This is a genomic window from Kitasatospora sp. NPDC056184, assembly GCF_042268405.1.
GTDB lineage: Bacteria > Actinomycetota > Actinomycetes > Streptomycetales > Streptomycetaceae > Kitasatospora.
In genome coordinates this window covers 86,079-112,392 of the sequence record NZ_JBHJUI010000024.1, presented here as the reverse complement: position 1 = coordinate 112,392, position 26,314 = coordinate 86,079, and the positions used below count along the sequence as shown (strand labels likewise).

General features: G+C 73.1%; 26 protein-coding genes and 8 tRNA genes. 21 read left to right on the top strand and 13 right to left on the bottom strand.

Features of this window, described 5'->3' with window-relative positions; genetic code table 11:
• On the bottom strand, positions 1-953 hold a 953-nt coding region (locus ACFC0B_RS33455; RefSeq protein WP_376094541.1), incomplete at its 3' end, for a serine/threonine-protein kinase.
• 432 nt (positions 954-1,385) lie between these two features.
• On the opposite strand from ACFC0B_RS33455, the gene ACFC0B_RS33450 reads away from it, so the two are divergent.
• Positions 1,386-1,586 carry a hypothetical protein gene (locus ACFC0B_RS33450; protein ID WP_376094538.1) on the top strand — a complete coding sequence of 67 codons (201 nt, stop codon included), beginning with the start codon at positions 1,386-1,388 and terminating at the stop codon, positions 1,584-1,586.
• A 297-nt stretch (positions 1,587-1,883) separates the two neighbouring features.
• Here ACFC0B_RS33450 and ACFC0B_RS33445 read toward each other — a convergent pair.
• The 6 genes from ACFC0B_RS33445 to ACFC0B_RS33420 all read right to left on the bottom strand — a co-directional run bounded on the left by ACFC0B_RS33445 (position 1,884) and on the right by ACFC0B_RS33420 (position 2,518).
• Positions 1,884-1,955, bottom strand: a tRNA-Val gene (locus ACFC0B_RS33445).
• A gap of 41 nt (positions 1,956-1,996) precedes the next feature.
• Positions 1,997-2,068, bottom strand: a tRNA-Val gene (locus ACFC0B_RS33440).
• Positions 2,069-2,124: 56 nt separating this feature from the next.
• A tRNA-Val gene (locus ACFC0B_RS33435) sits at positions 2,125-2,196 on the bottom strand.
• Between the two features lie 27 nt (positions 2,197-2,223).
• Positions 2,224-2,298, bottom strand: a tRNA-Val gene (locus tag ACFC0B_RS33430).
• A 34-nt stretch (positions 2,299-2,332) separates the two neighbouring features.
• Positions 2,333-2,406 (bottom strand) — tRNA-Cys (locus tag ACFC0B_RS33425).
• A gap of 39 nt (positions 2,407-2,445) precedes the next feature.
• A tRNA-Gly gene (locus ACFC0B_RS33420) sits at positions 2,446-2,518 on the bottom strand.
• 290 nt (positions 2,519-2,808) lie between these two features.
• On the opposite strand from ACFC0B_RS33420, the gene ACFC0B_RS33415 reads away from it, so the two are divergent.
• From ACFC0B_RS33415 to ACFC0B_RS33405, 3 genes are all read left to right on the top strand, one after another.
• Positions 2,809-3,870, top strand: a complete 1,062-nt coding sequence (locus tag ACFC0B_RS33415) for a chorismate-binding protein (protein ID WP_376094535.1) — start codon at positions 2,809-2,811, stop codon at positions 3,868-3,870.
• Between the two features lie 77 nt (positions 3,871-3,947).
• Positions 3,948-4,778 (top strand): aminotransferase class IV, encoded by an 831-nt coding sequence (locus tag ACFC0B_RS33410; protein ID WP_376094532.1) that lies wholly within the window; start codon positions 3,948-3,950, stop codon positions 4,776-4,778.
• Positions 4,779-4,872: 94 nt separating this feature from the next.
• Complete coding sequence (locus tag ACFC0B_RS33405; RefSeq protein WP_376094529.1) at positions 4,873-5,715, top strand: GNAT family N-acetyltransferase; 843 nt, start codon at positions 4,873-4,875, stop codon at positions 5,713-5,715.
• A 25-nt stretch (positions 5,716-5,740) separates the two neighbouring features.
• Here ACFC0B_RS33405 and ACFC0B_RS33400 read toward each other — a convergent pair whose 3' ends face one another.
• The gene (locus ACFC0B_RS33400; protein WP_376094526.1) at positions 5,741-6,241 is read right to left on the bottom strand and encodes a DsbA family protein; all 501 of its coding nucleotides are present in this window, start codon (positions 6,239-6,241) and stop codon (positions 5,741-5,743) included.
• 170 nt (positions 6,242-6,411) lie between these two features.
• Here ACFC0B_RS33400 and ACFC0B_RS33395 point away from each other — a divergent pair, with 170 nt between their 5' ends.
• Complete coding sequence (locus ACFC0B_RS33395; RefSeq protein WP_376094523.1) at positions 6,412-6,906, top strand: hypothetical protein; 495 nt, start codon at positions 6,412-6,414, stop codon at positions 6,904-6,906.
• A 39-nt stretch (positions 6,907-6,945) separates the two neighbouring features.
• On the opposite strand, the gene ACFC0B_RS33390 is transcribed toward ACFC0B_RS33395, so the two are convergent.
• Together ACFC0B_RS33390 and ACFC0B_RS33385 are read right to left on the bottom strand one after the other, a co-directional pair.
• On the bottom strand, positions 6,946-7,515 hold the full coding sequence (locus tag ACFC0B_RS33390; protein WP_376094520.1) for a CGNR zinc finger domain-containing protein: 570 nt from the start codon (positions 7,513-7,515) through the stop codon (positions 6,946-6,948).
• A 379-nt stretch (positions 7,516-7,894) separates the two neighbouring features.
• Positions 7,895-8,308 (bottom strand): SsgA family sporulation/cell division regulator, encoded by a 414-nt coding sequence (locus ACFC0B_RS33385; protein WP_030056266.1) that lies wholly within the window; start codon positions 8,306-8,308, stop codon positions 7,895-7,897.
• 194 nt (positions 8,309-8,502) lie between these two features.
• Here ACFC0B_RS33385 and ACFC0B_RS33380 point away from each other — a divergent pair, with 194 nt between their 5' ends.
• From ACFC0B_RS33380 to ACFC0B_RS33370, 3 genes are all read left to right on the top strand, one after another.
• A complete protein-coding gene (locus ACFC0B_RS33380) occupies positions 8,503-9,015 on the top strand; it encodes a TIGR02611 family protein (RefSeq protein WP_376094517.1) in 513 nt (170 codons plus the stop codon).
• 100 nt (positions 9,016-9,115) lie between these two features.
• Positions 9,116-9,187: transfer RNA gene (locus ACFC0B_RS33375), tRNA-Val, on the top strand.
• A 206-nt stretch (positions 9,188-9,393) separates the two neighbouring features.
• A tRNA-Val gene (locus ACFC0B_RS33370) sits at positions 9,394-9,465 on the top strand.
• 66 nt (positions 9,466-9,531) lie between these two features.
• Here the strand turns inward: ACFC0B_RS33370 and ACFC0B_RS33365 are convergent.
• Positions 9,532-10,299, bottom strand: coding sequence for a 3'-5' exonuclease (locus ACFC0B_RS33365; protein ID WP_376094514.1), 768 nt, complete (start codon positions 10,297-10,299; stop codon positions 9,532-9,534).
• 152 nt (positions 10,300-10,451) lie between these two features.
• On the opposite strand from ACFC0B_RS33365, the gene ACFC0B_RS33360 reads away from it, so the two are divergent.
• From ACFC0B_RS33360 to ACFC0B_RS33345, 4 genes are all read left to right on the top strand, one after another.
• Positions 10,452-11,006, top strand: a complete 555-nt coding sequence (locus ACFC0B_RS33360) for a DUF4365 domain-containing protein (RefSeq protein ID WP_350570330.1) — start codon at positions 10,452-10,454, stop codon at positions 11,004-11,006.
• Positions 11,007-11,037: 31 nt separating this feature from the next.
• Positions 11,038-12,225, top strand: coding sequence for a hypothetical protein (locus ACFC0B_RS33355; RefSeq protein WP_376094511.1), 1,188 nt, complete (start codon positions 11,038-11,040; stop codon positions 12,223-12,225).
• Between the two features lie 99 nt (positions 12,226-12,324).
• On the top strand, positions 12,325-14,304 hold the full coding sequence (gene thrS, locus ACFC0B_RS33350) for a threonine--tRNA ligase (RefSeq protein ID WP_376094508.1): 1,980 nt from the start codon (positions 12,325-12,327) through the stop codon (positions 14,302-14,304).
• Between the two features lie 81 nt (positions 14,305-14,385).
• Positions 14,386-14,946 (top strand): HIT domain-containing protein, encoded by a 561-nt coding sequence (locus tag ACFC0B_RS33345; RefSeq protein WP_376094505.1) that lies wholly within the window; start codon positions 14,386-14,388, stop codon positions 14,944-14,946.
• 65 nt (positions 14,947-15,011) lie between these two features.
• On the opposite strand, the gene ACFC0B_RS33340 is transcribed toward ACFC0B_RS33345, so the two are convergent.
• Complete coding sequence (locus tag ACFC0B_RS33340; RefSeq protein WP_376094502.1) at positions 15,012-16,655, bottom strand: hypothetical protein; 1,644 nt, start codon at positions 16,653-16,655, stop codon at positions 15,012-15,014.
• 186 nt (positions 16,656-16,841) lie between these two features.
• Between ACFC0B_RS33340 and ACFC0B_RS33335 the strand changes: the two genes are divergently transcribed.
• On the top strand, positions 16,842-17,267 hold the full coding sequence (locus ACFC0B_RS33335; protein WP_376094499.1) for a thiol-disulfide oxidoreductase DCC family protein: 426 nt from the start codon (positions 16,842-16,844) through the stop codon (positions 17,265-17,267).
• Between the two features lie 22 nt (positions 17,268-17,289).
• On the opposite strand, the gene ACFC0B_RS33330 is transcribed toward ACFC0B_RS33335, so the two are convergent.
• Positions 17,290-19,341, bottom strand: coding sequence for an elongation factor G-like protein EF-G2 (locus ACFC0B_RS33330; protein WP_376094496.1), 2,052 nt, complete (start codon positions 19,339-19,341; stop codon positions 17,290-17,292).
• A 213-nt stretch (positions 19,342-19,554) separates the two neighbouring features.
• Here ACFC0B_RS33330 and pgsA point away from each other — a divergent pair, with 213 nt between their 5' ends.
• The 8 genes from pgsA to ACFC0B_RS33290 all read left to right on the top strand — a co-directional run bounded on the left by pgsA (position 19,555) and on the right by ACFC0B_RS33290 (position 26,187).
• Positions 19,555-20,202, top strand: a complete 648-nt coding sequence (pgsA, locus tag ACFC0B_RS33325) for a phosphatidylinositol phosphate synthase (RefSeq protein ID WP_376094493.1) — start codon at positions 19,555-19,557, stop codon at positions 20,200-20,202.
• A gap of 32 nt (positions 20,203-20,234) precedes the next feature.
• Positions 20,235-21,242, top strand: coding sequence for a phosphatidylinositol mannoside acyltransferase (locus ACFC0B_RS33320; RefSeq protein WP_376094490.1), 1,008 nt, complete (start codon positions 20,235-20,237; stop codon positions 21,240-21,242).
• Positions 21,243-21,332: 90 nt separating this feature from the next.
• A complete protein-coding gene (locus tag ACFC0B_RS33315) occupies positions 21,333-22,517 on the top strand; it encodes a glycosyltransferase family 4 protein (RefSeq protein WP_376094487.1) in 1,185 nt (394 codons plus the stop codon).
• Between the two features lie 91 nt (positions 22,518-22,608).
• Entirely contained in the window at positions 22,609-22,977 is a 369-nt protein-coding gene (locus tag ACFC0B_RS33310) for a 5-carboxymethyl-2-hydroxymuconate Delta-isomerase (RefSeq protein WP_376094485.1), read from the top strand.
• A gap of 29 nt (positions 22,978-23,006) precedes the next feature.
• Positions 23,007-23,552, top strand: coding sequence for a hypothetical protein (locus tag ACFC0B_RS33305; protein WP_376094482.1), 546 nt, complete (start codon positions 23,007-23,009; stop codon positions 23,550-23,552).
• 167 nt (positions 23,553-23,719) lie between these two features.
• Positions 23,720-24,631 carry a pyridoxal 5'-phosphate synthase lyase subunit PdxS gene (gene pdxS, locus ACFC0B_RS33300; RefSeq protein WP_376094479.1) on the top strand — a complete coding sequence of 304 codons (912 nt, stop codon included), beginning with the start codon at positions 23,720-23,722 and terminating at the stop codon, positions 24,629-24,631.
• Positions 24,632-24,718: 87 nt separating this feature from the next.
• Positions 24,719-25,336, top strand: coding sequence for a pyridoxal 5'-phosphate synthase glutaminase subunit PdxT (gene pdxT / locus ACFC0B_RS33295; protein WP_376094476.1), 618 nt, complete (start codon positions 24,719-24,721; stop codon positions 25,334-25,336).
• A 92-nt stretch (positions 25,337-25,428) separates the two neighbouring features.
• Complete coding sequence (locus ACFC0B_RS33290; RefSeq protein WP_049651428.1) at positions 25,429-26,187, top strand: YebC/PmpR family DNA-binding transcriptional regulator; 759 nt, start codon at positions 25,429-25,431, stop codon at positions 26,185-26,187.
• Positions 26,188-26,314 lie beyond the last annotated feature (127 nt).

Here is a 26,314-nt window from a genome sequence, read left to right as displayed (position 1 = left end):
CAGCCCGTGCCCGCGCCGCCGGCCGCCCCGGCCGCCGCCTGCTGGCCGCGCGCGGCCCCGCGGGCCCGGCCGAACGGCCCGCCGGAGCCCTGGCCCGTCGCGCCGCCCGGCACGGGACCCGGACCGGCCGCCGCGCCGCGCACGGCCAGCTCGCTCAGCCGCTCGTGCAGCGCGGCCGCGCCGGGCCGCTCGGCCGGCTCCTTGGCCAGGCAGGCCCGGATCAGCGGCGCCAGCTGCGGCGGCACCGCGGCCAGGTCGGGCTCCTCGTGGACGACCCGGTAGAGCATGACCTCGGAGGAGGCCCCGGAGCCGAACGGGGTGTCACCGGTGAGCGCGTACGCGAGGGTCGCGCCGAAGGCGAAGACGTCGGTCGCGGGCGTGACGGCGGCCCCGCGGACCTGCTCGGGGGCGAGGAAGCCGGGCGAGCCGACGGCGGTGCCGACGTGGGTGAGCGTGCTGGCGCCGCGCGACCAGGCGATGCCGAAGTCGATGATCCGCGGCCCGCGCGGCGACAGCAGGATGTTGGACGGCTTGAGGTCGCGGTGGACGACGCCGGCCTCGTGCACCTTGACGAGCCCGTCGGCGAGCGCGGCCCCGATCCGGGCGACCTCGGGCCAGCCGAGCGGCCCCTCGTCGCCGACCCGCTTGTACAGCGACGGCCCTGGGACGTACGCGGTGGCCAGCCAGGGCCGGTCGGCCTCGATGTCGGAGCCCATGACGCGGGCGGTGCAGCCGCCGCGGATCCGGGAGGCGGCGGCGATCTCGCGGGCGAAGCGGGTGCGGAACTCGACGTCCTCGGCCAGCTCGGACCGGATCAGCTTGAGCGCGACGCGCTGCCCCCGGCGGTCGGACCCGAGGTAGACCACGCCCATGCCACCGGCTCCCAGCCGCCGGTGCAGGCGGTACGGCCCGACGATGCGGGGGTCCTCACGCCTCAGCCGCATCATCGCCATTCTCGTTTCCCCGTCAGACTGTGGGTGAGGCCCCGTCGGATGGGGCGTCGTCAGTTCCTGTCTGGCACAGCTTACGGACTGCCCGCTGCGGTGTGCTGATACGCAACACCTGAAGCCACCGTCCGATTGTCGGATCTTGGACTGTCTTCCGGATCGTGCGCCGCCGAATCGTTTCTCGGGGTCCCCTCTCAGGGTTCCCCCTGGGACCGGGTCGCGGACGTCTCCCCCTGCGGTAGTACTCCCCAGGTCGGATCGTCATCCTCCGGGAGGCCCGGAGAACAGTACGACGGCATGACGCCCGCCAACCCCCTCCCGCCATACCGTTGTTCTCAGCGGTGGACGGGGAGCTCGTCCCCCGAGGTAAGCCGTCCACCGCGTCCACGTGCACCACCGTCCATCCACCGGCCGAGTTCAGCAAGAGGAGTCAAGGGCATGGCACCGCAGCCCATGGGATCCACCTCCCGCCGCCGTCGGCCGGCCTTCACCCAGCGCGGCGCCGCGGAGCCCACCAGGCACCCGGCGGTGGCGGTGGCCATGGCACTGCCCTGCGCGGTGCTGCTGGCCGTTCTGTTCGGCGGCTGGGAGCAGATGGCGAACCAGGCCCAGGCGGTGGCCGAGCTGATCGGCCACTGACGGGACGGGCACCCCGGGTGCCCACCGAAGCAGGCACTGATCCCCTGGGGACGGGGAGCCAGTGCCGCCGGGGAGGCCGCGCCCGCGATGACACGCGGACGGGCGAGAGCGGCGCGCAGAGCGCCCCGGCAGGCGGAGACGCCGCGTACGGACGTCGGTGAGGGCGACCGTACGCGGCTCTTCTGCCGCACCCCCCACGGAACACCCCGGAGCACCGGGGAACACCACCGAGCACCGCGGAACGCCGAAACGGCCGGGGCCGCGACCCGTTACGAGTCGCGGCCCCGGCCGTCACTGTGCGCGATACTGGGATTGAACCAGTGACCCCTACCGTGTCAAGGTAGTGCTCTCCCGCTGAGCTAATCGCGCCTGGTAAGGCGTTCCTGCAGCAGGCCCCGGAGGGCCCGACGTGCGCGATACTGGGATTGAACCAGTGACCCCTACCGTGTCAAGGTAGTGCTCTCCCGCTGAGCTAATCGCGCGGATGCGGTGCGACCGCAACGAACCCCGGGATCCGAAGATCACCGAAGATCCGACGTGCGCGATACTGGGATTGAACCAGTGACCCCCACCGTGTCAAGGTGGTGCTCTCCCGCTGAGCTAATCGCGCGGGGCAGGTGTCCGGCAGGGCCGGGCATGGTGCGCGATACTGGGATTGAACCAGTGACCCCTACCGTGTCAAGGTAGTGCTCTCCCGCTGAGCTAATCGCGCGGGGAGGCCACCCGGCGGAGCCGGGTGAGCCTCTTGGAGGTGGAGACGGGATTTGAACCCGTGTAGACGGCTTTGCAGGCCGTTGCCTCGCCTCTCGGCCACTCCACCAGGCAACACTGAAGGACGATCTTACACTGTCCTTCATCGAGCGGACGACGAGATTCGAACTCGCGACCCTCACCTTGGCAAGGTGATGCTCTACCAACTGAGCCACGTCCGCCTGTCTCCCGGGATCTTCACCGGTTTTCCCGGCTGCGCTCCCTGGCGACGTGTTGAACTCTAGCGGATTCCCGGGCCAGCTAAAAATCCGTTCCCGCAGCATGCCCGGCGGACGCCCGCCGTCCGCCCCCGCGCGGACCGGCCCGAACGGGTGCCGCGGGGGGCGATCGACACCGTGGGTGACACCCGCAGGTCACCCGGCGTACGCCCGCGTGACGCCCGGCTCTGCTCGCGCCCCCCGACCTACACTTCAGGCACCGCAACCCGAGCAAAGCCCCGTGCAGGAGAACCGTGTCCGGCCACCCCGCCCCCCAGCACCCCCTCGCCCGCTTCGGCGGCCGCCTAGCGACCGGACTGCGCGACGTCACCTCCGACCCCGCAGCCCTGGACTCCGCCGGCTGGTGGGCCGTCGCCCACGACTTCGAGGGCCGCCTCACCTGCGCCCGCTTCGACGACGTCCGCCCCGCCCCCGCCCCGCCCTCCGGCGCCGGCTGGCGCGGCCCGTCCGCCGGCGCCTGGCGCAGCTCGCTCGACCGCGCCGCCTACACCGCGGGCGTGCGCCGCGTCCGCGAGCACATCGCGGCCGGCGAGGTCTACCAGGCCAACCTCTGCCGGGTGCTCTCCGCGCCGCTGCCCGACCCCGCCCGCTCCGACGTCGACGCCCTCACCGGCCTGCTCGCCCACGGCAACCCGGCCCCCTACGCGGGAACGATCCGGCTGCCCGGGCACGGCGTGGAGATCGCCACCGCCTCGCCCGAGCTCTACCTGCGCCGCACCGGCCGCACCGTCTCCTCCGGCCCGATCAAGGGCACCGGCCGCACCGAGCACGACCTGCTCGACAAGGACCACGCCGAGAACGTGATGATCGTCGACCTGGTCCGCAACGACCTCGGCCGGGTCTGCGCCACCGGCAGCGTCACCGTGCCCGACCTGTGCGCGGTCGAGAAGCACCCCGGCCTGGTCCACCTGGTCTCCACCGTCGAGGGCACCCTGCGCCCGGACGCCGGCTGGCCCGAGCTGTTCGCCGCCACCTTCCCGCCCGGATCCGTCACCGGCGCCCCCAAGTCCAGCGCCCTGCGGATCATCGAAGCCCTGGAGACCGCCCCGCGCGGCCCCTACTGCGGCGCCGTCGGCTGGGTCGACGCCGACCGCGGCGAGGCCGAACTCGCCGTGGGTATCCGCACCTTCTGGATCGACCGGACCGACCCCGCGGCGCCCGAGCTGCGCTTCGGCACCGGCGCCGGCATCACCTGGGGCTCCGACCCCGACCGCGAATGGGCGGAAACCGAACTGAAGGCCGCCCGTCTGGTCGCGATAGCGTCGGGCACCGACATCCGTCCCGACTCCGACTGAACCCCGACACGGACCGGACCCGGCGCCGCCACCCGCAGCCGGCCGGCCCGCGCCCGTCCCGCGAGGAGCACCCCGCGATGCAGCACCCGACCACCAGCTGGGTCAACGGCACCCTCGTCGACTCCGCCGACCCGGCCCTGTCCGTCCTGGACCACGGACTCACCACCGGCGACGGCGTCTTCGAGACCATGAAGGCCCTCGACGGCAAGGCCTTCGCCGTCACCCGCCACCTGGAGCGGCTCACCCGCTCCGCCCGCGGCCTCGGCCTGCCCGACCCCGACCACGACCTGGTCCGCGAGGCCTGCGCCGCCGTCCTCGCCGCCAACCCGATGCCGCTCGGCCGCCTGCGCCTCACCTACACCGGCGGCACCGCGCCGCTCGGCTCCGAGCGCGGCGACACCGGCCCCACCCTGGTCGCCTCCCTCGGCACCGCCACCCGCCGCCCCGACACCACCGCCGTCACGGTCGTCCCCTGGCGCCGCAACGAGCACAGCGCCGTCGCCGGCCTCAAGACCACCTCCTACGCCGAGAACGTCGTCGCCCTCGCCGCCGCCCACCGCGCGCACGCCTCCGAGGCCCTGCTCGCCAACACCGCCGGCCGGCTCTGCGAGGGCACCGGCTCCAACGTCTTCGTCGTCCTCGGCGGCCGCCTGCTCACCCCGCCGCTCGCCTCCGGCTGCCTGGCCGGCATCACCCGGCAGCTCGTCGTCGACTGGTGCGGCGCCGAGGAGGCCGACCTTCCGCTGGACGCCCTCCAGGAGGCCGAGGAGATCTTCCTGACCTCCTCCCTGCGCGACGTCCAGGCCGTCACCCGCGTCGACGACCGCGAACTGCCCGGCCCCGGCCCGGTCACCGCCAAGGCCATGGCCGCCTTCGCCCAGCGCAGCGGCGACGACCTCGACCCCTGAGCACCCGCCCGCCGGGCCCGCCGAGGGAACCCCCGGCGGGCCCGGCGGCGTCCGGACCGGTAGAAGAGCCGGACGGCGGGGAAGGGACCCCGACATGACCACCACGCTGCGCCCCGAGAGCCCGGAGACCCCCACCCCCGTCGGCGGCCGCACCCGGCGCTGGCAGATCTGCGTCAACGGCCGCCCGGTCGGCGGCCTGCGCACCACCGCCGTCCCACGTGGCAGCCAACTCTGGGGAGAGATAGCAGAGTTGGAGGTCAACAGCGGCCGCGGCCGGGGGCGCGGGACGATCGGCGCGCTGGCCGCGGAGGAGGTGCTGCGCGGCTGGGGCTGCACCCGGGTGGACGCCGACATCCCCGAGGCCGCGCAGATCGCCCGCTCGCTCGCGGTCACCCTCGGCTACACCGAGCGGATGCGGAACATGGTCAAACGGCTGGACACCCCGCCCGCCCTGCCGATCGGCGCCGCCGCCCGCCCGATCGGCGCCGCCGAGTTCCCGGCCTGGCTGGCCGAGGCCAAGGCCGGATACCTGCACGACCTGCGCTCCTCCGGCCTCGGCGAGGAGGAGGCCCGCGCCAAGTCCGACGCCGACCACGCGAGACTCCTGCCGCAGGGCGCGGACACCGCGGGCGTCGCGCTGCGCCGCCTGTACGGGGCGGGGGAGGAGCCGCTGGGCTCGCTCTGGCTGGCACTGCGGCTGCGCGACCTGCCCGACGGCGCCCCGCTGGCCTGGGTGATGGTGGTCGAGGTGGCCGACGCGCACCGGGGCCGCGGCCACGGCCGGACGCTGATGCGCCTCGCCGAGCGGGTCTGCCTGTCGGCGGGCGTCCGCGACCTCGGGCTGAACGTCTTCAGCGGCAACGAGGTCGCGATCCGCCTCTACGAGTCGCTCGGCTACCGGGTCACCAACCGGGTGTACGGGAAGTCACTGCTGTGACGGCGGGCCGGCGAACCGCCGCAAATCAGGACGCCTTCGCGGCCTCGACGGCGGCGACGACGCGCTCCAGCAGGCCGTCCTGGCTCTTCCCGCCGTCGAGGCGCTGCCCGGCGATCACGTACGTCGGCGTGCCGGTCACCCCGATCGCCCGGCCCTCGGCCTGGTCGGCGTCGACGGTCAGCATGTGCCGCCCGTCCACCAGCGCGGTGTCCACCTCCTCGGCGTCCACCCCGACCTCGCGGGCCACCGCCAGCAGCACCTCGGTGCCGCGCGCCTCCAGCTCCTCGACCCGCTCCAGCAGCGCCTCGACGAACGGCCAGCCGAGGCCCTGGGCGAACGCCTCCTCGGCGGCCTCGGCGGCGGCGTAGGCGTGCTTGTGCTTCTCCAGCGGGAAGTGCCGCAGCTCGATCGGCAGCGCGTCGCCGTAGCGGGCGCGCAGCGTGCGGACGTCGGCCAGGGCGGTGCGGCAGTCCGGGCACTGGAGCTCGCACCAGAACTCGAGACGGGGGAGGGAACCTTCGATCATGCCCCCAGTGTTCCATCAGTGGGACCTGTGCCGTTTCGGCGACCGGGTCCGGCCAGTTCGCCAGACCGGAACCATGGGAGGTCCGACGAGATGATCAGTCCGACTGACAGTCCGAATGGCGGTCCGACGGCCGGAACGAGGGCCGGATCGCGGACCGCGAGGAGGCGGCCGTGCTGACGGCGGCGGTCGCGTTCACGCTGACGGCGGCCGGCGTGGCCGTGGCGGGCCTGCGCGCCTACCGCCGGCGCTTCCTCTCCGCGACCCGCTGGTTCGCCGTCGCGCTGCTGCCCGCGGGCCTCTACCTGACCGGCCTGTTCCCGGTGGCCCGGACGATCGGCGACGAGATCGCCGACTGGGCGGTCAAGCTGGTCTTCGACCCCCGGGTCTGGACCGGCATCGTGCTGCTGGCGATCTCGGCGGGGCTGCTCGTCACCACCCGCTGGGTGGGCCGGCGCGGCGCCGTGACCGAGGGACGCGAGGACGCCGCGCCCGCCGCCGGGCCCGCCCCGGTCCGTCCGGCCGTGGCTCCCGCCGCCGGCCCGGCCGCCCAGCCGGCGCCGAAGCGCGCCGAGAAGGCCAGGGCCACCGGACGGGGCAAGGGCGACGACGGCCTCGGCGGCGAGTTCGACGACATCGAGGAGATCCTGCGCCGCCGCGGGATCTGAGAACGGCGCCCCGGCCGCCGGGGGCCGCCCGGGGGCCGCTCAGGCCGACGCGACCGTGTCCGCCGAGCGCTGGCGGGCCCGGTAGGCGGCCACGTGCAGCCGGTTCCCGCAGGTCCGGCTGTCGCAGTAGCGGCGCGAGCGGTTGCGCGAGAGGTCCACGAAGACCCGCGCGCAGTCCGGCGCCTCGCAGCGGCGCAGCCGTTCGCGCTCGCCCGCGGTGAGGATGAACGCCAGCGCCATGCCGAGTTCGGCGGCCAGGTGGTCGCCCAGGGCGGCGTGCGGCGCGAAGTAGTGGATGTGCCACCCGTGGTGGTCGTGGTTGGTCAGCCGGGGGGTCGTGCCGGCCGCCGCGACCACCGCGTTGACCAGCTCGGCGGCCTCCTCGGTGGACTCCGTGCCGAAGACCTCGCGCAGCCGCGAGCGCAGCTCGTGCACCCGCCGCAGGTCGTCGTCGGTCAGCGAGTCGACCTCGCTGATCTCCTGCCGGCCCACGAACGCGTCCAGCGCGGCCACGTCGGGCAGCAGCTCGGTGCCGCACACCTCGGGTGCGGTGTTGAGCAGCTCGACGAGGATGCTCAGCGCGCACTCGGTGTCATGGGTGATCAGCAACTGGAGGCTCCTCGCGCGGAGGGGGCCGTGGGCACCCCGCGACTACGGGTCATTCCCAGACCTTACCGGGGCCGTGCGGCGTGCGGCGGCGGCTTGTGTCGAAGACGCGTACGGATTCCGCCAGGATGTGCGGACGTTCCTGCGGAAAACGGCCGCGCCCGGCAGCGAGGCCGGCCATCCGCGGGATGGCCGGCTCCGGTGCCGGGCGCCTTCGGTGCTGGCGGCCCGCTCCGCTGGGGAGAGAACCGTTTCGTCACCGGCCCCGAGACCGCGTCGTGCGCGGCTGATCGTGCTGCCGTGCCCCCGAGTAGGACGGCTGCGGTTGACGGCAGGGGCTACGACCCCGCCGACAGCGGGGTGTGACCGCCACCGGTCGGGGTCAGCTTTCGGCGAGGATGTGGGACAGCTCCCGGTCGAGGTCGAAGTGACGGTGTTCGGTGCCGGGGGGCACGGCGGCGTCCGTCCGCTTGAGGAACGACTCAAGCGCCCGGGCCGGGGCCTCCAGCAGGGCTTCTCCTTCCGGAGAGCTCAGGGCGATGCAGACCACCCCTTGCCCGTGACTGCGCGAGGGCCACACCCGGACGTCGCCCGTACCGGTGGGTCGGTGCAGCCCCTCCGCAAGGAGATCTCGGGCGAACACCCACTCCACGGTCTCGTCGGCGCCGGTGTGGAAGGTGGCGTGCACGGCATAGGGGTCGGCGGTGTCGTAGCGAAGGCCCGCGGGGACGGGCAGTGAGGACTCGCTGGACACGATGAGGCGCAGGTGCAGCTCGCAGCTGACCGTGGTGTTCATAAGCGCCATGGCCTTTCGCTCAGTGTGCGCTCGGGGAATCGCACGTCGGCGAACGGACCATCCCACCTCCACGACCGATGTAAACCCCTCTGTCCCGATTCGGGCGCGAGTCGTACCCCTTACGGCGCATTGCGGAATCGCCACAGAGTGCCCGCCGGGCGATTACCGGACCCCTTCTCGGTTAGTTTCCTGGCATGACTGTGCGAAGCGACGAGGCACGCGGGGACGCGGGCGGGAACACCGGAACGGGGGACGGGATCGTGCCGGACGACACGGGGGTGCCGACGGGTGCGGGCGACGAGGGGGGACCGGAGGGCGGTGCCGAGGGCGGCAAGCCGCTCGGCTCGCGCGCCCCGCGGTTCATCCGCCGCTCCCGCCCGCTGCACCTGAGCTGGCAGGTGGCCGTCTTCCTGGTCGGCCTCGCCGTGGTGGTGCTCGGAGTGATCATGCTCCCGCTGCCCGGCCCCGGCTGGGTGGTCATCTTCCTCGGCATGGGCATCTGGGCGACCGAGTTCGTCTGGGCCCAGCTGGCCCTGCGCTGGACCCGCCGCAAGGTGGCCGAGGCCGCGCAGAAGGCCCTGGACCCGCGGGTCCGGCGCCGCAACCTGACGCTCACCGTGATCGGCCTGACGCTGATCGCCGCGCTCGGCGGCTGGTACCTCTGGAAGTACGGGCTGGTCATGCCCTGGAAGATCCACGAGGACTGAGCCGCCCGCCCCGCCCGCCGCCTCGCGCGGGCGGGGCCGTCCGGGGGAGGCGGCGTGTTCGGACCACCCCCCGGGATGCGGTAATGTTTTCCCTGCACCCGGGCGATTAGCTCAGCGGGAGAGCACTTCGTTCACACCGAAGGGGTCACTGGTTCGATCCCAGTATCGCCCACCGGAATGCATTGTGATATGTGAGGCCCAGCCGATTATCGGCTGGGCCTCACATGTATTTCCGCAATCCGCCGAACGGTGCCGGGAATGTGCTGAGGCTCAGTCACCTTCCGCGTCGCGCAGGAGTTCTGCGGATGCGTCGGGCGGCACTCCCCGAACGAGTTGTACGACACCGCCCGAATGGTGCTAGAGTTCTTCTCGTTGCCCGGGCGATTAGCTCAGCGGGAGAGCACTTCGTTCACACCGAAGGGGTCACTGGTTCGATCCCAGTATCGCCCACCGGACAGCACGCAGGCCCTGATCGGAAGACCGGTCAGGGCCTGCGGCGTTCCCGGGCCCGGCCGGCTACGCCGCCACCTCGCACTCGTGCTCCGGCGACAGCCGGCGGCCGCAGCCGCACCGGGCCGGTCGCAGCGGCCACGACAGGTCCACCCGCTCGTCCGCCCCCGACCGGTCGAACCACGCCTGCAGCCCGCGCGCCTGCGCCGCGTGCCAGACCGCCTGCCGCAGGTGCAGCTCCGCCGCCGTCAGCCCGCCCAGCGCCCCCGGGTACCGCGCGCCGATCGTCCGCACCACCTCCAGCGCGGCCGTCGCGTCCGCCCCCGCGTCGTGCGCCCCGGTCAGCTCCACCCCGTAGTGCGCGCACAGGTCGGTCAGCGTCCGCCGGCCCCGGCGGTAGCGGTCCACGTACTTGTCCAGAACCCGCGGATCCAGCACCAGCAGCGCCGCCGGACCGATCGCCTCGGCCAGCGACACCCCCCGGTGCCGGCGCAGCTCCCGGTCCAGCAGCGTCAGGTCGTACGGCGCGTTCATCACCACCAGCGGACGTCCGGCCCGCGCCTGCTCGGCGAGCGCGGCGGCGACCTCCGCCACCACCACCGCGGGCGGCCGCCCGTGCGCCCGCACCGTCTCGTCGCTGATCCCGTGCACCGCGCGGGCGCCGTCGGGTATCGGCACGCCGGGGTCGGCGAGCCAGCCGGTGGCCACCGGGGCCGTGCCCGGGGCGGATTGGACGACCAGGGCGGCCGAGACGATGCGATCGGTCTCGACGTCCACGCCGGTGGTCTCGGTGTCGAAGGAGGCGAGCGGGCCGGTGAACCAGTGCTGCTGCATGACTGCCCCTCGAAAACAGCGCGTTCCCGCCACGGTGATACCCGCCCCTGACGCCCCCTCAACCGTTTGGCGCCGCACCGGCCGGGCACCCTGCCCACGGGCGCCCTGTTCGAATCCGGACGGGCCCGGGGGACGGGGGAGGACGAACGGTCATGGCGCTGACGCAGCCGCAGCCCGAGGAGGCGGCGGACGTCCTGCGGGGCGACCTGGCGGTGACCGCCTGCATGGAGACCCTGCAGGTCGGCTACCTGCACGCGGTCGTGGCCGCGGCCGGCTGCTCGCTCTCCCAGCCGTTCCCCGACAACGGCATCGACTGGCAGGTCAGCCACGGCTCGCGCAGCCACGAGGTCGACGACGAGGTCACCGTCAAGATCCAGCTGAAGGCCACCCAGCAGATCGCCCCCGACCCGCGCGGCGCGTTCTTCTCCTTCACCCTCGACAACGACCACCTGCGCAAGCTCGCCCGCCCCCGGGTCGCCGTGCCCCGGATCCTCGTCGTCATGCTGCTGCCCCGCCGCGTCGACCGCTGGCTCGCCGCCCGCCCCGACGCCCTCGAACTGCGACACTGCTGCTACTGGGTCAACCTGGCCGGCCACCCCGTCACCGGACAGCGCCGCACCAACGTCCGCGTCCCCACCGCGAAGGTCTTCGACGACCGCGCCCTGTGCGACATCATGGCCCGGGTCGGTGCGGGCGGCAGCCCGTGACGGCCCGGCCCCGGCCGGGAGGAGCCGCCCCATGACACTGCCCCACGGGCCGATGCGTCCCACGCTCGGCGAACCGCCGCAGACCGGGCCGCTGCCCGATCCGGCCGCCGTCGACCCCGCGGTGCTCGCCACCCTGCTCGCCCGGCACGGCTGGGTCCGGCGCGGCGGGCCCTCCGCCCGCTACGGCCGCTGGACGCCCCCCGAGGGCACCGACCCCGGTGTCAGCCTGCTCGTCCCCGCCGGCGACGGCTTCGACGACGCCGTCGACCTGCTCACCGACGCCGTTACCGCGCTGGCCCGCTCCGCCAGCCCTTCCGCCCGCGCCATCCTGCTCGCCCTGGCCGTCCCCGGCGACGAGCTGCAGTGGCACCGCGACCTCGCCGCACCCCACGGGACCACCGCCCCCGGCGCCGCGCCCTGGGACGACACCGAACGGCTCCGGCACGCCGCCCGCGCCATGCTCGCCGCCGGCGCCAAGGCCGGCCGCACCCGCGCCGCCTACTTCGGCGCCCGCCTTGACACCTGGGCCGGCGACTTCCTCGACCGCGTCCTGGTCGTCACCGGCGGCTCCGGTCTGACCGCCTACACGCCCGCCCCCGAGGGCCGGGCCGCGGTCACCACCCTGGTCCGCGCGCTGGAGGCGCTGCGCGACGCCGTCGACTACCGGCGGGTCAGCGGCGGCGGCGAGGCCTTCGAGAACGCCGTCCAGTCCGGCGTCAGCCGCGAACTGGTCGAATCCGTCCAGGAGCTGGTGCGCGGCGCCACCGCGGGCCGGTTCACCGTCGCCTGGTCCGCCGCCGCCGGCACCCCGGGCGGCTTCGGCGACCGCCGGATCGCCGTCGAGTTCTCGCCCGGCGACCTGCCCGCCCTCGGCGAGGCCGCCGACCTGCTGGAGCGCATCGAGCCCGCCGTCGCCGTCACCCTCGTCGGCCTGGTCGTCCGCCTCAAGCGCGCCGACCCCGCCGGTCCGGGCAGCGTACGGCTGCGGGTGCTCGGCGGAGCCGAGGTCGACGAGGTCAAGGTCCGGCTGCCCGACCCCGCCTACCGGACCGCCGTCGAGGCCCACCTGGCCGGCACCCCCGTGCGGATCAGCGGCCGGCTGGAACGGCGCGGCGGCTTCCGCCGACTCGTCCGGCCCACCGGCCCGGAACCGTGCGGACTGGAGGAGGCCGAGCGGGAGCGGCTGCTCAAGACCCTGGGGGAGGGGCGGGGGGAGTAGGAAGGGTACGGAGGTGACGGTGGGGTCACCGCTCTCGGTACCATCGTCAGGCGCAGCGTTGTGCTGCGTCCTCTGAATCCAGCACGTCAGGAGAGACCGGTGACGGACGTCCGGGTAATCATCAACCGCGAACCCGATCGGGAAGAGCGCGTGGTGACCACGGGCACTACGGCCGCCGAGCTCTTCGCCGACGACCGCTCGATCATCGCCGCCCGCGTCGGCGGCCAGCTCAAGGACCTCGCCCACGTCCTCCAGGACGGCGACGAGGTCGAGCCGGTCGTGATCGGCAGCCAGGACGGCCTCGACATCCTGCGCCACTCCACCGCGCACGTCATGGCCCAGGCCGTGCAGCAGCTCTTCCCGGAGGCCAAGCTCGGCATCGGCCCGCCGGTCAAGGACGGCTTCTACTACGACTTCGACGTCGAGAAGCCGTTCCACCCCGATGACCTCAAGGCCATCGAGAAGAAGATGCAGGAGATCATCAAGCGCGGGCAGAAGTTCTCCCGCCGGGTGGTCACCGACGAGGCCGCCCGCGAGGAGCTGGCCGGCGAGCCGTACAAGCTGGAGCTGATCGGCCTCAAGGGCTCCGCCGCCACCGCCGGCGAGGGCGCCGACGTCGAGGTCGGCGCGGGCGAGCTCACCATCTACGACAACCTGGACGCCAAGAGCGGCGAGCTGTGCTGGGGCGACCTCTGCCGCGGCCCGCACCTGCCGTCGACCCGGATGATCCCGGCGTTCAAGATCATGCGCTCGGCCGCCGCCTACTGGCGCGGCAGCGAGAAGAACCCCATGCTCCAGCGCCTCTACGGCACCGCCTGGCCGAGCAAGGACGAGCTCAAGGCGCACCTGGAGTTCCTGGAGGAGGCCGCCAAGCGCGACCACCGCAAGCTCGGCAACGAGCTCGACCTCTTCTCCATCCCCGAGGAGATCGGCTCCGGCCTCGCCGTCTTCCACCCCAAGGGCGGCATCATCCGCCGTGCCATGGAGGACTACTCGCGCCGCCGGCACGAGGAGGAGGGCTACGAGTTCGTCTACACCCCGCACGCCACCAAGGGGAAGCTCTTCGAGAAGAGCGGCCACCTGGACTGGTACGCGGACGGCATGTACCCGCCCATGCAGCTCGACGAGGGCGTGGACTACTACCTCAAGCCGATGAACTGCCCGATGCACAACCTGATCTTCGACGCGCGCGGCCGCTCGTACCGTGAGCTGCCGCTGCGCCTGTTCGAGTTCGGCACGGTGTACCGGTACGAGAAGTCCGGCGTGGTGCACGGCCTGACCCGCGCCCGCGGCTTCACCCAGGACGACGCGCACATCTACTGCACCCGCGAGCAGATGGCGGACGAGCTCGACTCGACCCTCACCTTCGTGCTCAACCTGCTGCGCGACTACGGTCTGACCGACTTCTACCTGGAGCTGTCCACCAAGGACGAGGAGAAGTTCGTCGGTGACGACGAGACCTGGGAGGAGGCCACCGCCGTTCTGGCGGCCGTGGCCGAGAAGCAGGGCCTGCCGCTGGTCCCGGACCCGGGCGGCGCGGCCTTCTACGGTCCGAAGATCTCGGTGCAGGCGCGGGACGCCATCGGGCGTACCTGGCAGATGTCGACCATCCAGCTCGACTTCAACCTGCCCGAGCGCTTCGATCTTGAGTACACGGCGGCGGACGGCTCGCGCCAGCGGCCGGTCATGATCCACCGGGCGCTGTTCGGCAGCATCGAGCGGTTCTTCGCGGTGCTGCTGGAGCACTACGCCGGCGCGATGCCGCCGTGGCTGGCCCCGGTCACCGTGACCGGCATCCCGATCACCGACGAGCACGTGCCGTACCTGCTGGAGGTCGCGGCCGAGCTGAAGAAGCGCGGGATCCGGGTCGAGGTGGACACCTCGGACGACCGGATGCAGAAGAAGATCAGGAACGCCCAGAAGACCAAGGTCCCGTTCATGCTGATCGCCGGCAACGACGACGTCGAGGCGGGCGCGGTCTCCTTCCGCTACCGCAACGGCGAGCAGAAGAACGGCGTGCCGGTGGCCGAGGCCGTCCAGGAGATCGTGGACGCCGTGGAGCGCCGGATCCAGGTCTGACGCCGTCGGTCGTCCGCGCGCGCGGGGCGGGCTCCTTGAGGAGTCCGCCCCGCGCGGCTTTGCAAGCACGGTCGGGCGAATATGCTGATCAGCATGACGACTGAGCCGGAACTGCAGCAGGGCGTCGGGGAGCCGGACGGCTTCCGCCGCCTGTGGACCCCCCATCGGATGGCCTACATCCAGGGCGAGAACAAGCCCACCGGCCCGGCTCCGGACGACGGCTGCCCGTTCTGCTCGATCCCGTCGCTGAGCGACGAGGAGGGGCTGGTCGTCGCGCGCGGCGACTCCGTGTACGCGGTGCTCAACCTGTACCCGTACAACGGCGGGCACCTCATGGTGGTCCCGTTCCGGCACGCGGCGGACTACACCGAGCTGGACGAGGCGGAGACGGCCGAGCTGGCGGTGTTCACCAAGAAGGCGATGACGGCGCTGCGCGCGGCCTCGGGCGCGCACGGCTTCAACATCGGCATGAACCAGGGCGCGGCGGCCGGTGCCGGCATCGCGGCCCACCTGCACCAGCACGTGGTGCCGCGCTGGGGCGGGGACACCAACTTCATGCCGGTGGTCGGCCACACCAAGGTGCTGCCGCAGCTGCTGGCGGACACCCGGAAGATGCTGGCCGAGGCCTGGCCGCAGGGCTGAGGCGCACAACGGGGAGGGCCCCCGCCGACCATCGGGTCGGCGGGGGCCCTCCCCGTTGTGTCCGGTCAGGCGTCGTACCGGTCGACCTTGAACGGGCGGCCGCCCTGGGCCTCGGCCTTGAGGCCGGCCGCGCGGCCCTTGAAGGCGCGCTCGGTGTCGAGGTCGTGTTCGGCGAGGAACTCCAGGGTGGCGGTGTGGACGGCGCCGAGCACCGGGTGGGAGGCGTTGAGCGCGTTGTCGGCCATGGTGCGGGTGCCCCAGGGCTGGCCGGCCCAGGTGTGCCGGAAGCCGAAGGGCTCGGGCAGGCCGAGGCCGCCGCCGAGCCAGGAGAGCAGGCCGGGCATCCGGTAGAAGGGGGCGCGGACGGCCTGCCGGACGACCTCGTCGTTGTCGATCAGGGGGAGCTTGACCGTGCGGTTCTCCCAGAAGCGGAAGGTCTTGGCGACGGACTTCTCCTTGTCCTTGGGCTTGTCGCCGAAGAAGCCGTCGATGGGGCCGAGGGCGTAGCCGGCGACGGTGACGTTGAGGGTGTTGGCGAGCAGCACGACGGTGACGGTGAAGGTCAGGACGAGCTTGCCGTCGTGGGTGATGAACTGGGTGGCGAGGTAGTGGCGGGGGCCGCCGCCGAAGGTCTGCTTGTCGGCGATGGCCTGGACGGCGAAGTCGCGCATGTGGTCGCCGTCCATGTCGGCGTTGCCGGGGCGGCTGATCTCGTCGGCGCTCTCGCCGACCTCGTAGACGACCCACTGCTTGACCTGGACGTTGGGCATGCCGCTGTTGGCGACCTCGCTGATGCCGAGGGCCTTGAGGTGGCCGGCGATCTTGCGGACGAGGTCCCAGGGGTGGAACTGGCGGAAGTCGATCTGGCCCTCGGCGGGGCGGAGGGTGTCGATGAGCTTCCACTCGCCCCAGCGGCGGCCGGCGCCCAGGATGCCCTTGGGGCCGGCGTAGTGCTGGACGTTGGTCTCCTGCTCGGCCTCCAGCCGGCCGAGCTTGGCGCGCAGGTCGGCGGCCTTCTTGTCGAGGTCGTCGCGGGGGACCGCCATCGGGACGGTCGCGGCGACGGCGTTGCCCTCCGCCAGGGACAGCCAGCGGGCGCGCAGGTCGACGGCGGTGCGTTCGACGATGCGGCGCGCGAGGTACCAGCCGATGACCGGGGCGAGCATGACCACGCGCAGGTAGAGGCCGAGGACGCCGCCGGCCGGGGGCTTGATCGCGAGCAGCACGGCGAGCGCGGCGGCGAGGACGAGGACGATCGCTCCGTAGACGCCGGCGTTCTTGGGGTTGTCGCGCCTGAGCCAGGCGCGCAGCTGGAAGGCGCCGAGCCAGACCAGGGCGCCGGGCAGGCAGAGCAGGCCGGTGACGACGGAGATGGTGGACAGCTGCCGGTCGCGGGTGTTGCGGATCTCCTCGGCGGCGAGGCAGTGCTCCACGATCTGGCGGGTTTCGATGCCGAAGGAGGGCACCAGGGGCTTGCGGTCGCCGCCGAGGGTGCGGGAGATGAGCGCCTTGCTCCAGGCCTCGCCCAGGTTGGGCTGGAAGAGGGCGAAGCGGCCCTTCTTGGCGGTGGTCCCGGCGAGCTTGGCGGCGCCGTCGTTCAGCGCGGTGTCGCGGTACGCCACCGAGGAGATCGCCTGGGTGCCGGCGGTCTGCGGGCCGGCGTCGGTCCGGGGTATCTGCGCACCCGGGGTCATGTCGAGTGTGGTCACGGTGGCGTCCCCTCCTCCCCTAATGTCCTGCGGCAGGTTACCGTGCCGGGGCGCCGGCGCGGGCATGATCGTCTGAAGTGCCGTCACGAACGGGCCACGGTGGACCTGTGGGGCATGATGCCCACGTTTCGGCTGTTCGACGCACCTGGGCGCGGGCCGGTGGGCGGGATGGTGCACGATGGCGGCATGGAGAGCGGTGGGCTGACGGATCCGGTGCTGGTGTTCGACGGGGACTGCGGGTTCTGCACGACGTGCGCGACCTGGGCGGAGCGCTATCCGCGCCAGACGCTGGCGTCGGGGGGCTGGGAGGCGGTGCCGTTCCAGTTCGCGGACCTGGCGGGGCTGGACGCGGTGGCCGGGGGGCGCGGGGAGGTGTCCTGGGAGCGCGCGGAGCGCGAGGTGCTCTGGGTGACGCCGGCGGGCCGGGTGTACGGCGGGGCGCAGGCCGTGGCGCGGTTGCTGATGCGCTCGGGCGGGGTGTGGGCGTACCTGGGCGGGGTGCTGGCGCTGGCGCCGGTGCGGCCGGTGGCGGGGCTGGTGTACCGGTGGGTGGCGGCGAACCGGCACCGGATGCCGGGCGGGACGCCGGCCTGCGCGCTGCCGCGGCGGTGAGGGCCCGGCCGTCGGCGAGGGCCTAGTCGTCGGTGAAGCGGGCGGCGAGGGGGGCGGGCATGGGTTCGTGGCGCAGGTGGGCGCGGGTGAACTCGGCGGTGCCGTGCGTGAGGGAGCGCAGGTCGACGGGGTAGCGGGCGAGTTCGAGTTCGGGGACCTCGGCGCGCAGCAGGGTGAGGCCGGGGCCGCCGGTCTCGGTGCCGAGGACGCGGCCGCGGCGGGCGGAGAGGTCGCCGAGGACGGCGCCGAGGTAGTCGTCGGGGAGCAGGACGCTGACGGCGGCGACGGGTTCGAGGAGCCGGATGACGGCGTGTTCGGCGGCGTCGCGCAGGGCGAGGGCGGCGGCGTTCTGGAAGGCGGAGTCGGAGGAGTCGACGGAGTGCGCCTTGCCGTCGGTGAGGGTGACCCGGATGTCGACGAGCGGGTGGCCGGTGGCGACGCCCTTGGCGAGTTGGGCGCGGACGCCCTTCTCGACGGAGGGGATGAAGTGCTTGGGGACGGCGCCGCCGACGACGTGCTCCTGGAACTCGAAGCCGGAGCCGGCGGGGAGGGGTTCGACCTCCAGCTCACAGATGGCGTACTGGCCGTGGCCGCCGGACTGTTTGACGAGGCGGCCGTGGCCGGCGGCGGCGGTGCCGAAGGTCTCGCGCAGGGCGACCTTGTGGTCGACGGTGTCGACGTGGACGCCGTGGCGGTTGCGGAGCCGGTCGAGGACGGCCTCGGCGTGGGCCTCGCCGGTGCACCAGAGGACGAGCTGGTGGGTGTCGGGGTTCTGTTCGAGGCGGAGCGCGGGGTCCTCGGCGGCGAGCCGGGAGAGGGCCTGGGAGAGCTTGTCGTCGTCGGCCTTGCTGTGGGCCTCGACGGCGACGGGCAGCAGGGGTTCGGGGAGGGTCCAGGTGTCGAGTTCGGCGGGGTGGCCGGGCTCCTGGACGGTGTCGCCGGAGCGGGCGGTGGTGAGTTTGGCGGCGCAGACGAGGTCGCCGGCGACGGCGTGCGGGACGGGTCGCTGGAGTTTGCCGAAGGGGCTGGTGAGGCCGGTGACGCGTTCCTCGCCGTCCTGGTCGGCGGGGTGGCCGGGGCCGGTGAGGCGGATGCGGGTGTCGGGGCGCAGGGTGCCGGCGTAGACGCGCAGCAGGCTGATGCGGCCGACGTAGGCGTCGCCGGTGACGCGGACCACCTGGGCGGCGAGGGGCGCGTCGGGGTCGCAGGCGGGGGCGGGGCGGGTGCGTTCGGCGGGGGTGGGGAAGGTGGTGGTGATGAGGTCGAGGAGTTCGGTGGCGCCGAGGCCGTGTTCGCTGGTGGGGACGGCGGGGTGGAGGGTGCAGGCGAGGACCTCGCGGCGCATGCCGGCTTCGAGGGAGTCGGTGTCGGGGGTCTCGCCGGTGAGGTACTGCTCCATGAGGGTGTCGTCCTGGCCGGAGATGGCTTCGACGAGGCTCTCGCGGGCGGGGGCGGTGTCGGGCAGGGGCTCGGCCCGGCCGTAGGTGTGGCCGGTGAGGAGGTCGACGCTGCCGTCGGGGCGGCCGTCGTGGTGGACGGGGAGGAAGAGCGGCCGGAGGGTGTCGGGGCCGAGGCCGAAGGCGTCGTGGCAGGCGGTGAGGATGTCGTCGAGGCTGCCGCGGGCGATGTCGAGTTTGGCGACGGCGATGGCGCGGGGGATGTTCTCGGCGGCGCACTCGCGCCACAGGGCGCGGGTGGGGGCGGTGACGGGATCGGTGGCGGAGACGACGAAGACGGCGGCGTCGGCGGCGTGCAGGGCGGCGCGCAGGTCGGCGGCGAAGTCGGGGTGGCCGGGCGGGTCGATCAGGTTGATCTTGGTGCCGCGCCATTCGAGGGGGAGCACGGAGAGCTGCACGGAGCGCTGCTGCTGGTGCTCGATGGGCTCGTGGTCGGAGACGGTGGTGCCGTCGGTGACCCGGCCGGGGCGGCCGATGGCGCCGGCGGCGTACGCGAGGGATTCGGCGAGGGTGGTCTTGCCCACGCCGGCGCAGCCGATGAGGACGACGTTGCGCAGGTCGCCCGGTCCGGCGACGGCGGGGGCCTGGCCGACTCTGGCGGTGCTGCGGTCGGGCATCGGGGTCTCCTCCCGTCGCGCCGAGGCTGTCGGTGAAAGTCTAGGTGCGAGGGGGGCGAGGGGCGCGCGAGCGGCATGCGGCGGTGGTGTGTGGGCGGGGTCGGTCGGTCGGCGTGGCTACCATGGGTTCGCCGGGTGGGCTGATCCACCCGGTCGTCTGCCGCACTCTGGCCGCAGGCGGGTACCAGGGAGATCGGAGCGGTCGGGAAGGCCATGCTCAACAAATACGCGCGTGCCTTCTTCACACGTGTCCTGACCCCGTTCGCCGCGTTCCTCATCCGTCTGGGTGTGAGTCCGGACACCGTGACGCTGGTCGGTACGGCCGGTTCGGTGGCGGGTGCGCTGGTGTTCTTCCCGCGTGGGGAGTTCTTCTGGGGGACCATCACGATCACGCTGTTCATCTTCTCGGACCTGGTGGACGGGAACATGGCGCGGCAGCTGGGGCGGTCCACGAAGTGGGGGGCGTTCCTGGACTCGACGCTGGACCGGGTCGCGGACGCGGCGGTCTTCGGCGGCCTGGCCATGTGGTACGCGGGCAAGGGTGACAACAACCTGCTGTGCGCGGTGGCGGTGTTCTGCCTGGCGAGCGGGCTCGTGGTGTCGTACACCAAGGCGCGGGCGGAGAGCCAGGGGCTGCCGTGCGACGTGTCCGGGCTGGTGGAGCGGGCCGAGCGGCTGGTGATCAGCCTGGTGGCGGCCGGTGTGGCGGGTCTGCACAAGTTCGGGGTGCCGTACGTGGAGTGGCTGCTGCCGGTGGCGCTGTGGCTGGTGGCGGTCGGCAGTCTGGTGACGGTGTTCCAGCGGATGCTGACGGTGCGCCGTGAGGCGTTCGAGGCGGACCGCATGGCGGCCGGGAGCTGAGAGGGGGCGGTTCCGCGGTGAGGGACCGACTGATGGACCGGCTGGTGTACGGGGCCTACGCGGCGGGCTGGGGGGTGCTGAAGCACCTTCCCGAGCCGGCGGCGCGGGGCCTGTTCGACCGGCTGGCGGATTCGGCGTGGCGGCGGCGCGGCAAGCGGGTGCTGCAACTGGAGGCGAACCTGCTGCGGGTGTGCCCGGACGCGGACGAGGCCCGGCTGCGGGAGCTGTCGCGGGCCGGGATGCGCTCGTACATGCGGTACTGGCAGGAGTCGTTCCGGCTGCCGGTGTGGGGCCGCGGGCGGGTGCTGCGGGACGTGCGGGTGGACGGCTTCGAGCACGTGCGGGAGGCGCTGGAGGCCGGGCGCGGCGTGGTGGTCGCGCTGCCGCACATGGGCAACTGGGATCTGGCGGGCGCCTGGGTGGCGACCCGCGGGTTCCCGTTCACGACGGTGGCGGAGCGGTTGAAGCCGGAGCGGCTGTTCGACCGGTTCGTGGCGTTCCGGGAGAGCCTGGGCATGGAGGTGCTGGCGCTGACCGGCGGCTCGGTGAGCGTGGTCGGCACGCTGGCGCGGCGGCTGCGGGCGGGGAAGCTGGTCTGCCTGGTGGGGGACCGGGACCTCTCGGAGGCGGGCATCGAGGTGTCGTTCTTCGGTGAGGCGACGCGGATGCCGGCCGGTCCGGCGGCGCTGTGCCAGCGGACCGGGGCGGCGCTGCTGCCGGTGTCGCTCTGGTACGAGGGGCGGACCATGCGGGGGCGGGTGCACCCGGAGGTGGCGGTGCCGGCGGAGGGCGACCGGGCGGAGAAGACCCGGGCGATGACGCAGGCGATGGCCGACGTGTGGGAGGCGGCGATCCGGGAGCACCCGGAGGACTGGCACATGCTGCAGCGCTTCTGGCTGGCCGACCTCCCGGTCCGTGAGACGGTGGAGGCAGGGGCCGTCCGGGACGGCGGCACCGCCCGTCCGGCCGTCCGGGAGCCCGCCGTCCGCCCGGCGGCGGAGTCGGCCGGGGAGCCGGCGGCCGAGGCGTCGGGGGCCTGACCCCCGGCGGACCGCGGTCCGCACCGCCGTCCGTACCGCAGCGGCCCCGTCCGCACCGCTCGCACTGCCCGCAGGATTTCGAGGAGACCCGTGAAGATCGGCATCGTCTGCCCCTACGACTGGGACGTCCCCGGCGGCGTGCAGTTCCACATCCGGGACCTCGCCGAGCACCTGATCGGCCTGGGCCACGAGGTGTCGGTGCTGACGCCGGGCGAGGACGACGAGGCGCTGCCGCCGTACGTGGTGCCGGCGGGGCGGGCGGTGGCGGTGCCGTACAACGGCTCGGTGGCGCGGCTGAGCTTCGGGATCCTGTCCGCGGCCCGGGTGCGGCGGTGGCTGCACGAGGGCCGGTTCGACATCCTGCACGTGCACGAGCCGGCCGCGCCGAGCCTGTCGATGCTGGCGGCGTGGTCGGCGACGGGGCCGATGGTGGGGACCTTCCACACCTCGAACCCGCGCTCGCGGGCGATGATCGCGGCCTACTCGATCCTGCAGCCGGGCCTGGAGAAGATGCGGGCGCGGATCGCGGTGAGCGAGTACGCGCGGCGCACCCTGGTGGAGCACCTGGGCGGGGACGCGGTGGTGATCCCGAACGGCGTGGACGTGGGCTTCTTCGCGGGGGCGGAGCGGGACGAGCGCTGGACGGGCGGGGCGGCCGAGGGCCGGCCGGGGACGATCGGCTTCGTCGGCCGGATCAACGAGCCGCGCAAGGGGCTGCCGACGCTGCTGGCGGCGCTGCCGCGGATCCTGGCGGAGCGGCCCGGGGTGCGGCTGCTGGTGGCGGGCAAGGGCGACGAGGAGGAGGCGGTCGCCGGGCTGGCGCCGGAGGTCCGCGCGCAGGTGGAGTTCCTCGGCATGGTGAGCGACGCGGACAAGGCCCGGCTGCTGCGCAGCGTGGACCTGTACGTGGCGCCGAACACCGGGGGCGAGAGCTTCGGGATCATCCTGGTCGAGGCGATGTCGGCGGGGGCGCCGGTGCTGGCGAGCGACCTGGACGCGTTCAAGCAGGTGCTGGACGGCGGGGAGGCGGGGGAGCTGTTCCCGGTGGAGGACGCGGACGCGCTGGCGCGTTCGGCGGTGCGGCTGCTGGGGGACCCGGCGCGGCTGGAGGAGCTGTCGAAGGCGGCGTCCCGGCACGTGCGGCGGTTCGACTGGTCGACGGTGGGCGCGGACATCCTGGCCGTGTACGAGACGGTGACGGCCGGGCAGGCCGCGGTGGTCGAGGAGGACGAGCGCAGCGGGCGGCGGGGCCGGTTCGGGCTGGCCCGGGACTGAGCCCCCGGGGCCCCTCCCGGGGCGGGCGCGGGCGCGGTTAGGGTCGGACCGTTTTCCCGTCCGAGCGTTCCCGTGTTCCCTGGAGGCCCCGATGCCGCAGATCTCCGTCGACTACTCCCCGAGCCTGGCCGGCTCCTTCGACCGCCGTGAGCTGGGCCTGGCGATCAACCGGCTGACGGTGGAGACCATCGCCGCCGAGCCCGAGGGCTGCAAGACGATCTTCCGGCCGACCGACCCGGAGGTCGTGGTGGCCTTCGGGGAGCGCGCCGAGGCGCAGGTGTTCGTGCAGTTCCAGATATACCCGGGCCGCAGCCCGGAGGTGAAGGCGGCGCTCACCGAGGGGGTGCTGGCGCTGCTCGCGGAGCGGGTGAAGCCGGTGCCGGGGGAGCGGTTGCACCTGGCCGTGGACGTGCGCGACATCGACCGCGACGCCTACCGGAACACGGCGATCGAGGGATGAACCGGGAGCACCCGGTAGCGTAGCGCCCCGTGACTACCTGGATCTGGGCCGGCGTGGCCGTGGTGCTGTTCGGCATGTACCTGAGTTGGACGGCCGGAAGGCTGGACCGGCTGCACGCCCGGATCGACGCCGCCCGTGCGGCGCTGGACGCGCAGCTGGTCCGCCGGGCGTCGGTGGCGATGGAGCTGGCGACGTCCTCGCTGCTGGACCCGGCGACGTCGCTGCTGCTGCTGGACGCGGCGCACGCGGCGCGGCAGGCGGAGGACGAGCAGCGCGAGGTGGCCGAGAGCCAGCTGAGCCTGGCGCTGCGGGCGGTGTTCGCGGAGCCGGAGCAGGCGGCGGCGCTGGCGGCGGAGCCGGGCGGCGAGGACGCGGTGCGGGACCTGACGGCGGCGGTGCGGCGGGTGCCGATGGCGCGGCGGTTCCACAACGACGCGGTGCGGGCGGCGCGGGCGGTGCGCGAGCACCGGCTGGTGCGGTACTTCCGGCTGGCGGGCAAGGCGCCGTTCCCGATGGCCTTCGAGATGGACGACGCGCCGCCGTCGGCGCTCACTCCCGAGGGCGCTCCCGCTTAGCGGAGCCGCTTCGTGGCGCGCGTCTCACCCACCGGGGTGGTTGGGCCCGGATACGGCCTCTTTGTCGTATCGCGCCGGACGCGATGGACTTGGTGGCGCATGGAGGGCCGGTTCGGTCCGCCTACCATAGGGCGATAGCACTGGTTCATCTTCGAGTGAGGTCTCACGTGTCCACCACCCCCATCACCGCAGACCAGCCGCAGATCGGCACCGCCCGGGTGAAGCGCGGCATGGCCGAGCAGCTCAAGGGCGGTGTGATCATGGACGTGGTCAACGCCGAGCAGGCGAAGATCGCCGAGGACGCCGGCGCTGTGGCCGTCATGGCCCTGGAGCGGGTTCCCGCCGACATCCGCAAGGACGGCGGCGTGGCGCGCATGTCGGACCCGAACATGATCGAGGAGATCATCGCCGCGGTCTCGATCCCGGTGATGGCCAAGTCCCGCATCGGCCACTTCGTCGAGGCCCAGGTCCTGCAGTCGCTGGGCGTCGACTACATCGACGAGTCCGAGGTGCTGACCCCGGCCGACGAGGTCAACCACTCGGACAAGTGGGCCTTCACCACCCCCTTCGTCTGCGGCGCCACCAACCTGGGCGAGGCGCTGCGCCGCATCGCCGAGGGCGCGGCCATGATCCGCTCCAAGGGCGAGGCCGGCACCGGCAACGTCGTCGAGGCGGTCCGCCACCTGCGCCAGATCAAGAACGAGATCGGCCACCTGCGCGCCCTGGACCACAACGAGCTGTTCGCCGCCGCCAAGGAGCTGCGCGCCCCGTACGAGCTCGTCAAGGAGGTCGCCGAGCTCGGCAAGCTGCCGGTCGTGCTGTTCTCCGCCGGTGGCGTGGCCACCCCGGCCGACGCCGCGCTGATGCGCCAGCTGGGTGCCGAGGGCGTCTTCGTCGGCTCGGGCATCTTCAAGTCGGGCGACCCGGCCAAGCGGGCCGCCGCGATCGTCAAGGCCACCACCTTCTTCGACGACCCGAAGATCATCGCCGACGCCTCCCGCAACCTGGGCGAGGCCATGGTGGGCATCAACTGCGACACCCTGCCGGAGACCGAGCGGTACGCCAACCGCGGCTGGTAATGCGCTGGGACGGCCCGCCGCGCGGTGAGATCATCGACGCGGCGGGCCGCCGTGCGTCGTCCGTTCGAGAGTCAAGAGGTACGAGAAGTGTCCACTCCAGTCATCGGCGTCCTCGCCCTTCAGGGTGACGTCCGCGAGCACCTGATCGCGCTGGCCGAGGCCGACGCGGTCGCCCGCCCGGTCCGCCGCGCGGAGGAGCTGGCCGAGGTCGACGCGCTGGTGATCCCCGGCGGGGAGTCCACCACGATGTCCAAGCTGGCGCTGCTGTTCGGCGTGATGGACCCGCTGCGCGAGCGGGTCGCCGCCGGCATGCCGGTGTACGGGACCTGCGCCGGCATGATCATGCTGGCGGACAAGATCCTGGACGGGCGCGAGGACCAGGAGACGGTCGGCGGCATCGACATGACGGTGCGCCGCAACGCCTTCGGCCGCCAGAACGAGTCCTTCGAGTCCGGCATCGCCTTCCGGGGCCTGGACGAGGCGCCGGTGCACGGCGTGTTCATCCGCGCCCCCTGGGTCGAGGCGGTCGGCGCGGGCGTCGAGGTGCTGGCCGAGCTTCCGGCCGCCGACGGCCCGGACAGCCGGATCGTGGCGGTCCGCCAGGGCAACCTGCTGGCGACCTCGTTCCACCCGGAGCTCACCGGCGACCACCGGGTGCACGCCTACTTCGTGCGCATGGTCGAGGAGCGGCTCGCCGCCGCGTGACCGCGTGTGCGTGACCGTGTGCGGTCGGGCGGCAGCCGCACCGGTAAGATCTCATCTGTTCATTTCCCTTTGGCGACGTAAAGGAGCTGGCGATGTCCGGCCACTCTAAGTGGGCTACCACCAAGCACAAGAAGGCCGTGATCGACGCCAAGCGCGGCAAGCTCTTCGCCAAGATGATCAAGAACATCGAGGTGGCGGCGCGCACCGGCGGTCCCGACCCGGCCGGCAACCCGACGCTCTACGACGCCATCCAGAAGGCGAAGAAGAGCTCGGTCCCGATCGACAACATCAACCGCGCCGTCAAGCGCGGCGGCGGCCTGGAGGCCGGCGGGGCCGACTACCAGACGATCATGTACGAGGGCTACGGCCCGAACGGCGTCGCGGTGCTCATCGAGTGCCTCACCGACAACCGCAACCGCGCCGCCTCCGACGTGCGCGTCGCGATGACCCGCAACGGCGGCTCGATGGCCGACCCGGGTTCGGTCTCCTACCTGTTCACCCGCAAGGGCGTCGTCATCGTCCCCAAGGCGGACGGCGTGGACGAGGACAAGCTCTTCGAGGTCGTCCTGGACCAGGAGCCCGAGGAGATCAACGACCTCGGCGACTCGTTCGAGATCGTCTCCGAGGCCTCCAAGATGGTCGCGGTGCGCACCGCCCTGGTGGACGCCGGCGTCGACTACGACTCGGCCGAGGCCAACTTCCTGCCGAGCATGCAGGTCGAGCTGGACGTCGACGGCGCCCGCAAGATCCTGAAGCTGATCGACGCCCTGGAGGACAGCGACGACGTGCAGAACGTCTTCGCCAACTTCGACATCAGCGACGAGGTCGGTGCGCAGCTCGACGCCGAGTGATCGTGCCCCCTCCCGGCCCCGGGGGGGCCCCCCCCCCCCCCGCCGCGGGGGGCCGCGGCGCCTGACGGTGGGGGGGGCGACCGCGGGCGTATAAAAAAAAAAAAACAACCCCCACAAAAGCACAAGA

Coding starts and splice junctions, on each gene's coding strand:
- ACFC0B_RS33450 (WP_376094538.1), top strand. CDS start 1,386: ATGGCACCGCAGCCCATGGGATCCACCTCCCGCCGCCGTCGGCCGGCC.
- ACFC0B_RS33410 (WP_376094532.1), top strand. CDS start 3,948: ATGCAGCACCCGACCACCAGCTGGGTCAACGGCACCCTCGTCGACTCC.
- ACFC0B_RS33405 (WP_376094529.1), top strand. CDS start 4,873: ATGACCACCACGCTGCGCCCCGAGAGCCCGGAGACCCCCACCCCCGTC.
- ACFC0B_RS33400 (WP_376094526.1), bottom strand. CDS start 6,241: ATGATCGAAGGTTCCCTCCCCCGTCTCGAGTTCTGGTGCGAGCTCCAG.
- ACFC0B_RS33385 (WP_030056266.1), bottom strand. CDS start 8,308: ATGAACACCACGGTCAGCTGCGAGCTGCACCTGCGCCTCATCGTGTCC.
- ACFC0B_RS33380 (WP_376094517.1), top strand. CDS start 8,503: ATGACTGTGCGAAGCGACGAGGCACGCGGGGACGCGGGCGGGAACACC.
- ACFC0B_RS33365 (WP_376094514.1), bottom strand. CDS start 10,299: ATGCAGCAGCACTGGTTCACCGGCCCGCTCGCCTCCTTCGACACCGAG.
- ACFC0B_RS33360 (WP_350570330.1), top strand. CDS start 10,452: ATGGCGCTGACGCAGCCGCAGCCCGAGGAGGCGGCGGACGTCCTGCGG.
- ACFC0B_RS33355 (WP_376094511.1), top strand. CDS start 11,038: ATGACACTGCCCCACGGGCCGATGCGTCCCACGCTCGGCGAACCGCCG.
- ACFC0B_RS33345 (WP_376094505.1), top strand. CDS start 14,386: ATGCTGATCAGCATGACGACTGAGCCGGAACTGCAGCAGGGCGTCGGG.
- ACFC0B_RS33335 (WP_376094499.1), top strand. CDS start 16,842: ATGGAGAGCGGTGGGCTGACGGATCCGGTGCTGGTGTTCGACGGGGAC.
- ACFC0B_RS33330 (WP_376094496.1), bottom strand. CDS start 19,341: ATGCCCGACCGCAGCACCGCCAGAGTCGGCCAGGCCCCCGCCGTCGCC.
- pgsA (WP_376094493.1), top strand. CDS start 19,555: ATGCTCAACAAATACGCGCGTGCCTTCTTCACACGTGTCCTGACCCCG.
- ACFC0B_RS33320 (WP_376094490.1), top strand. CDS start 20,235: ATGGACCGGCTGGTGTACGGGGCCTACGCGGCGGGCTGGGGGGTGCTG.
- ACFC0B_RS33310 (WP_376094485.1), top strand. CDS start 22,609: ATGCCGCAGATCTCCGTCGACTACTCCCCGAGCCTGGCCGGCTCCTTC.
- ACFC0B_RS33290 (WP_049651428.1), top strand. CDS start 25,429: ATGTCCGGCCACTCTAAGTGGGCTACCACCAAGCACAAGAAGGCCGTG.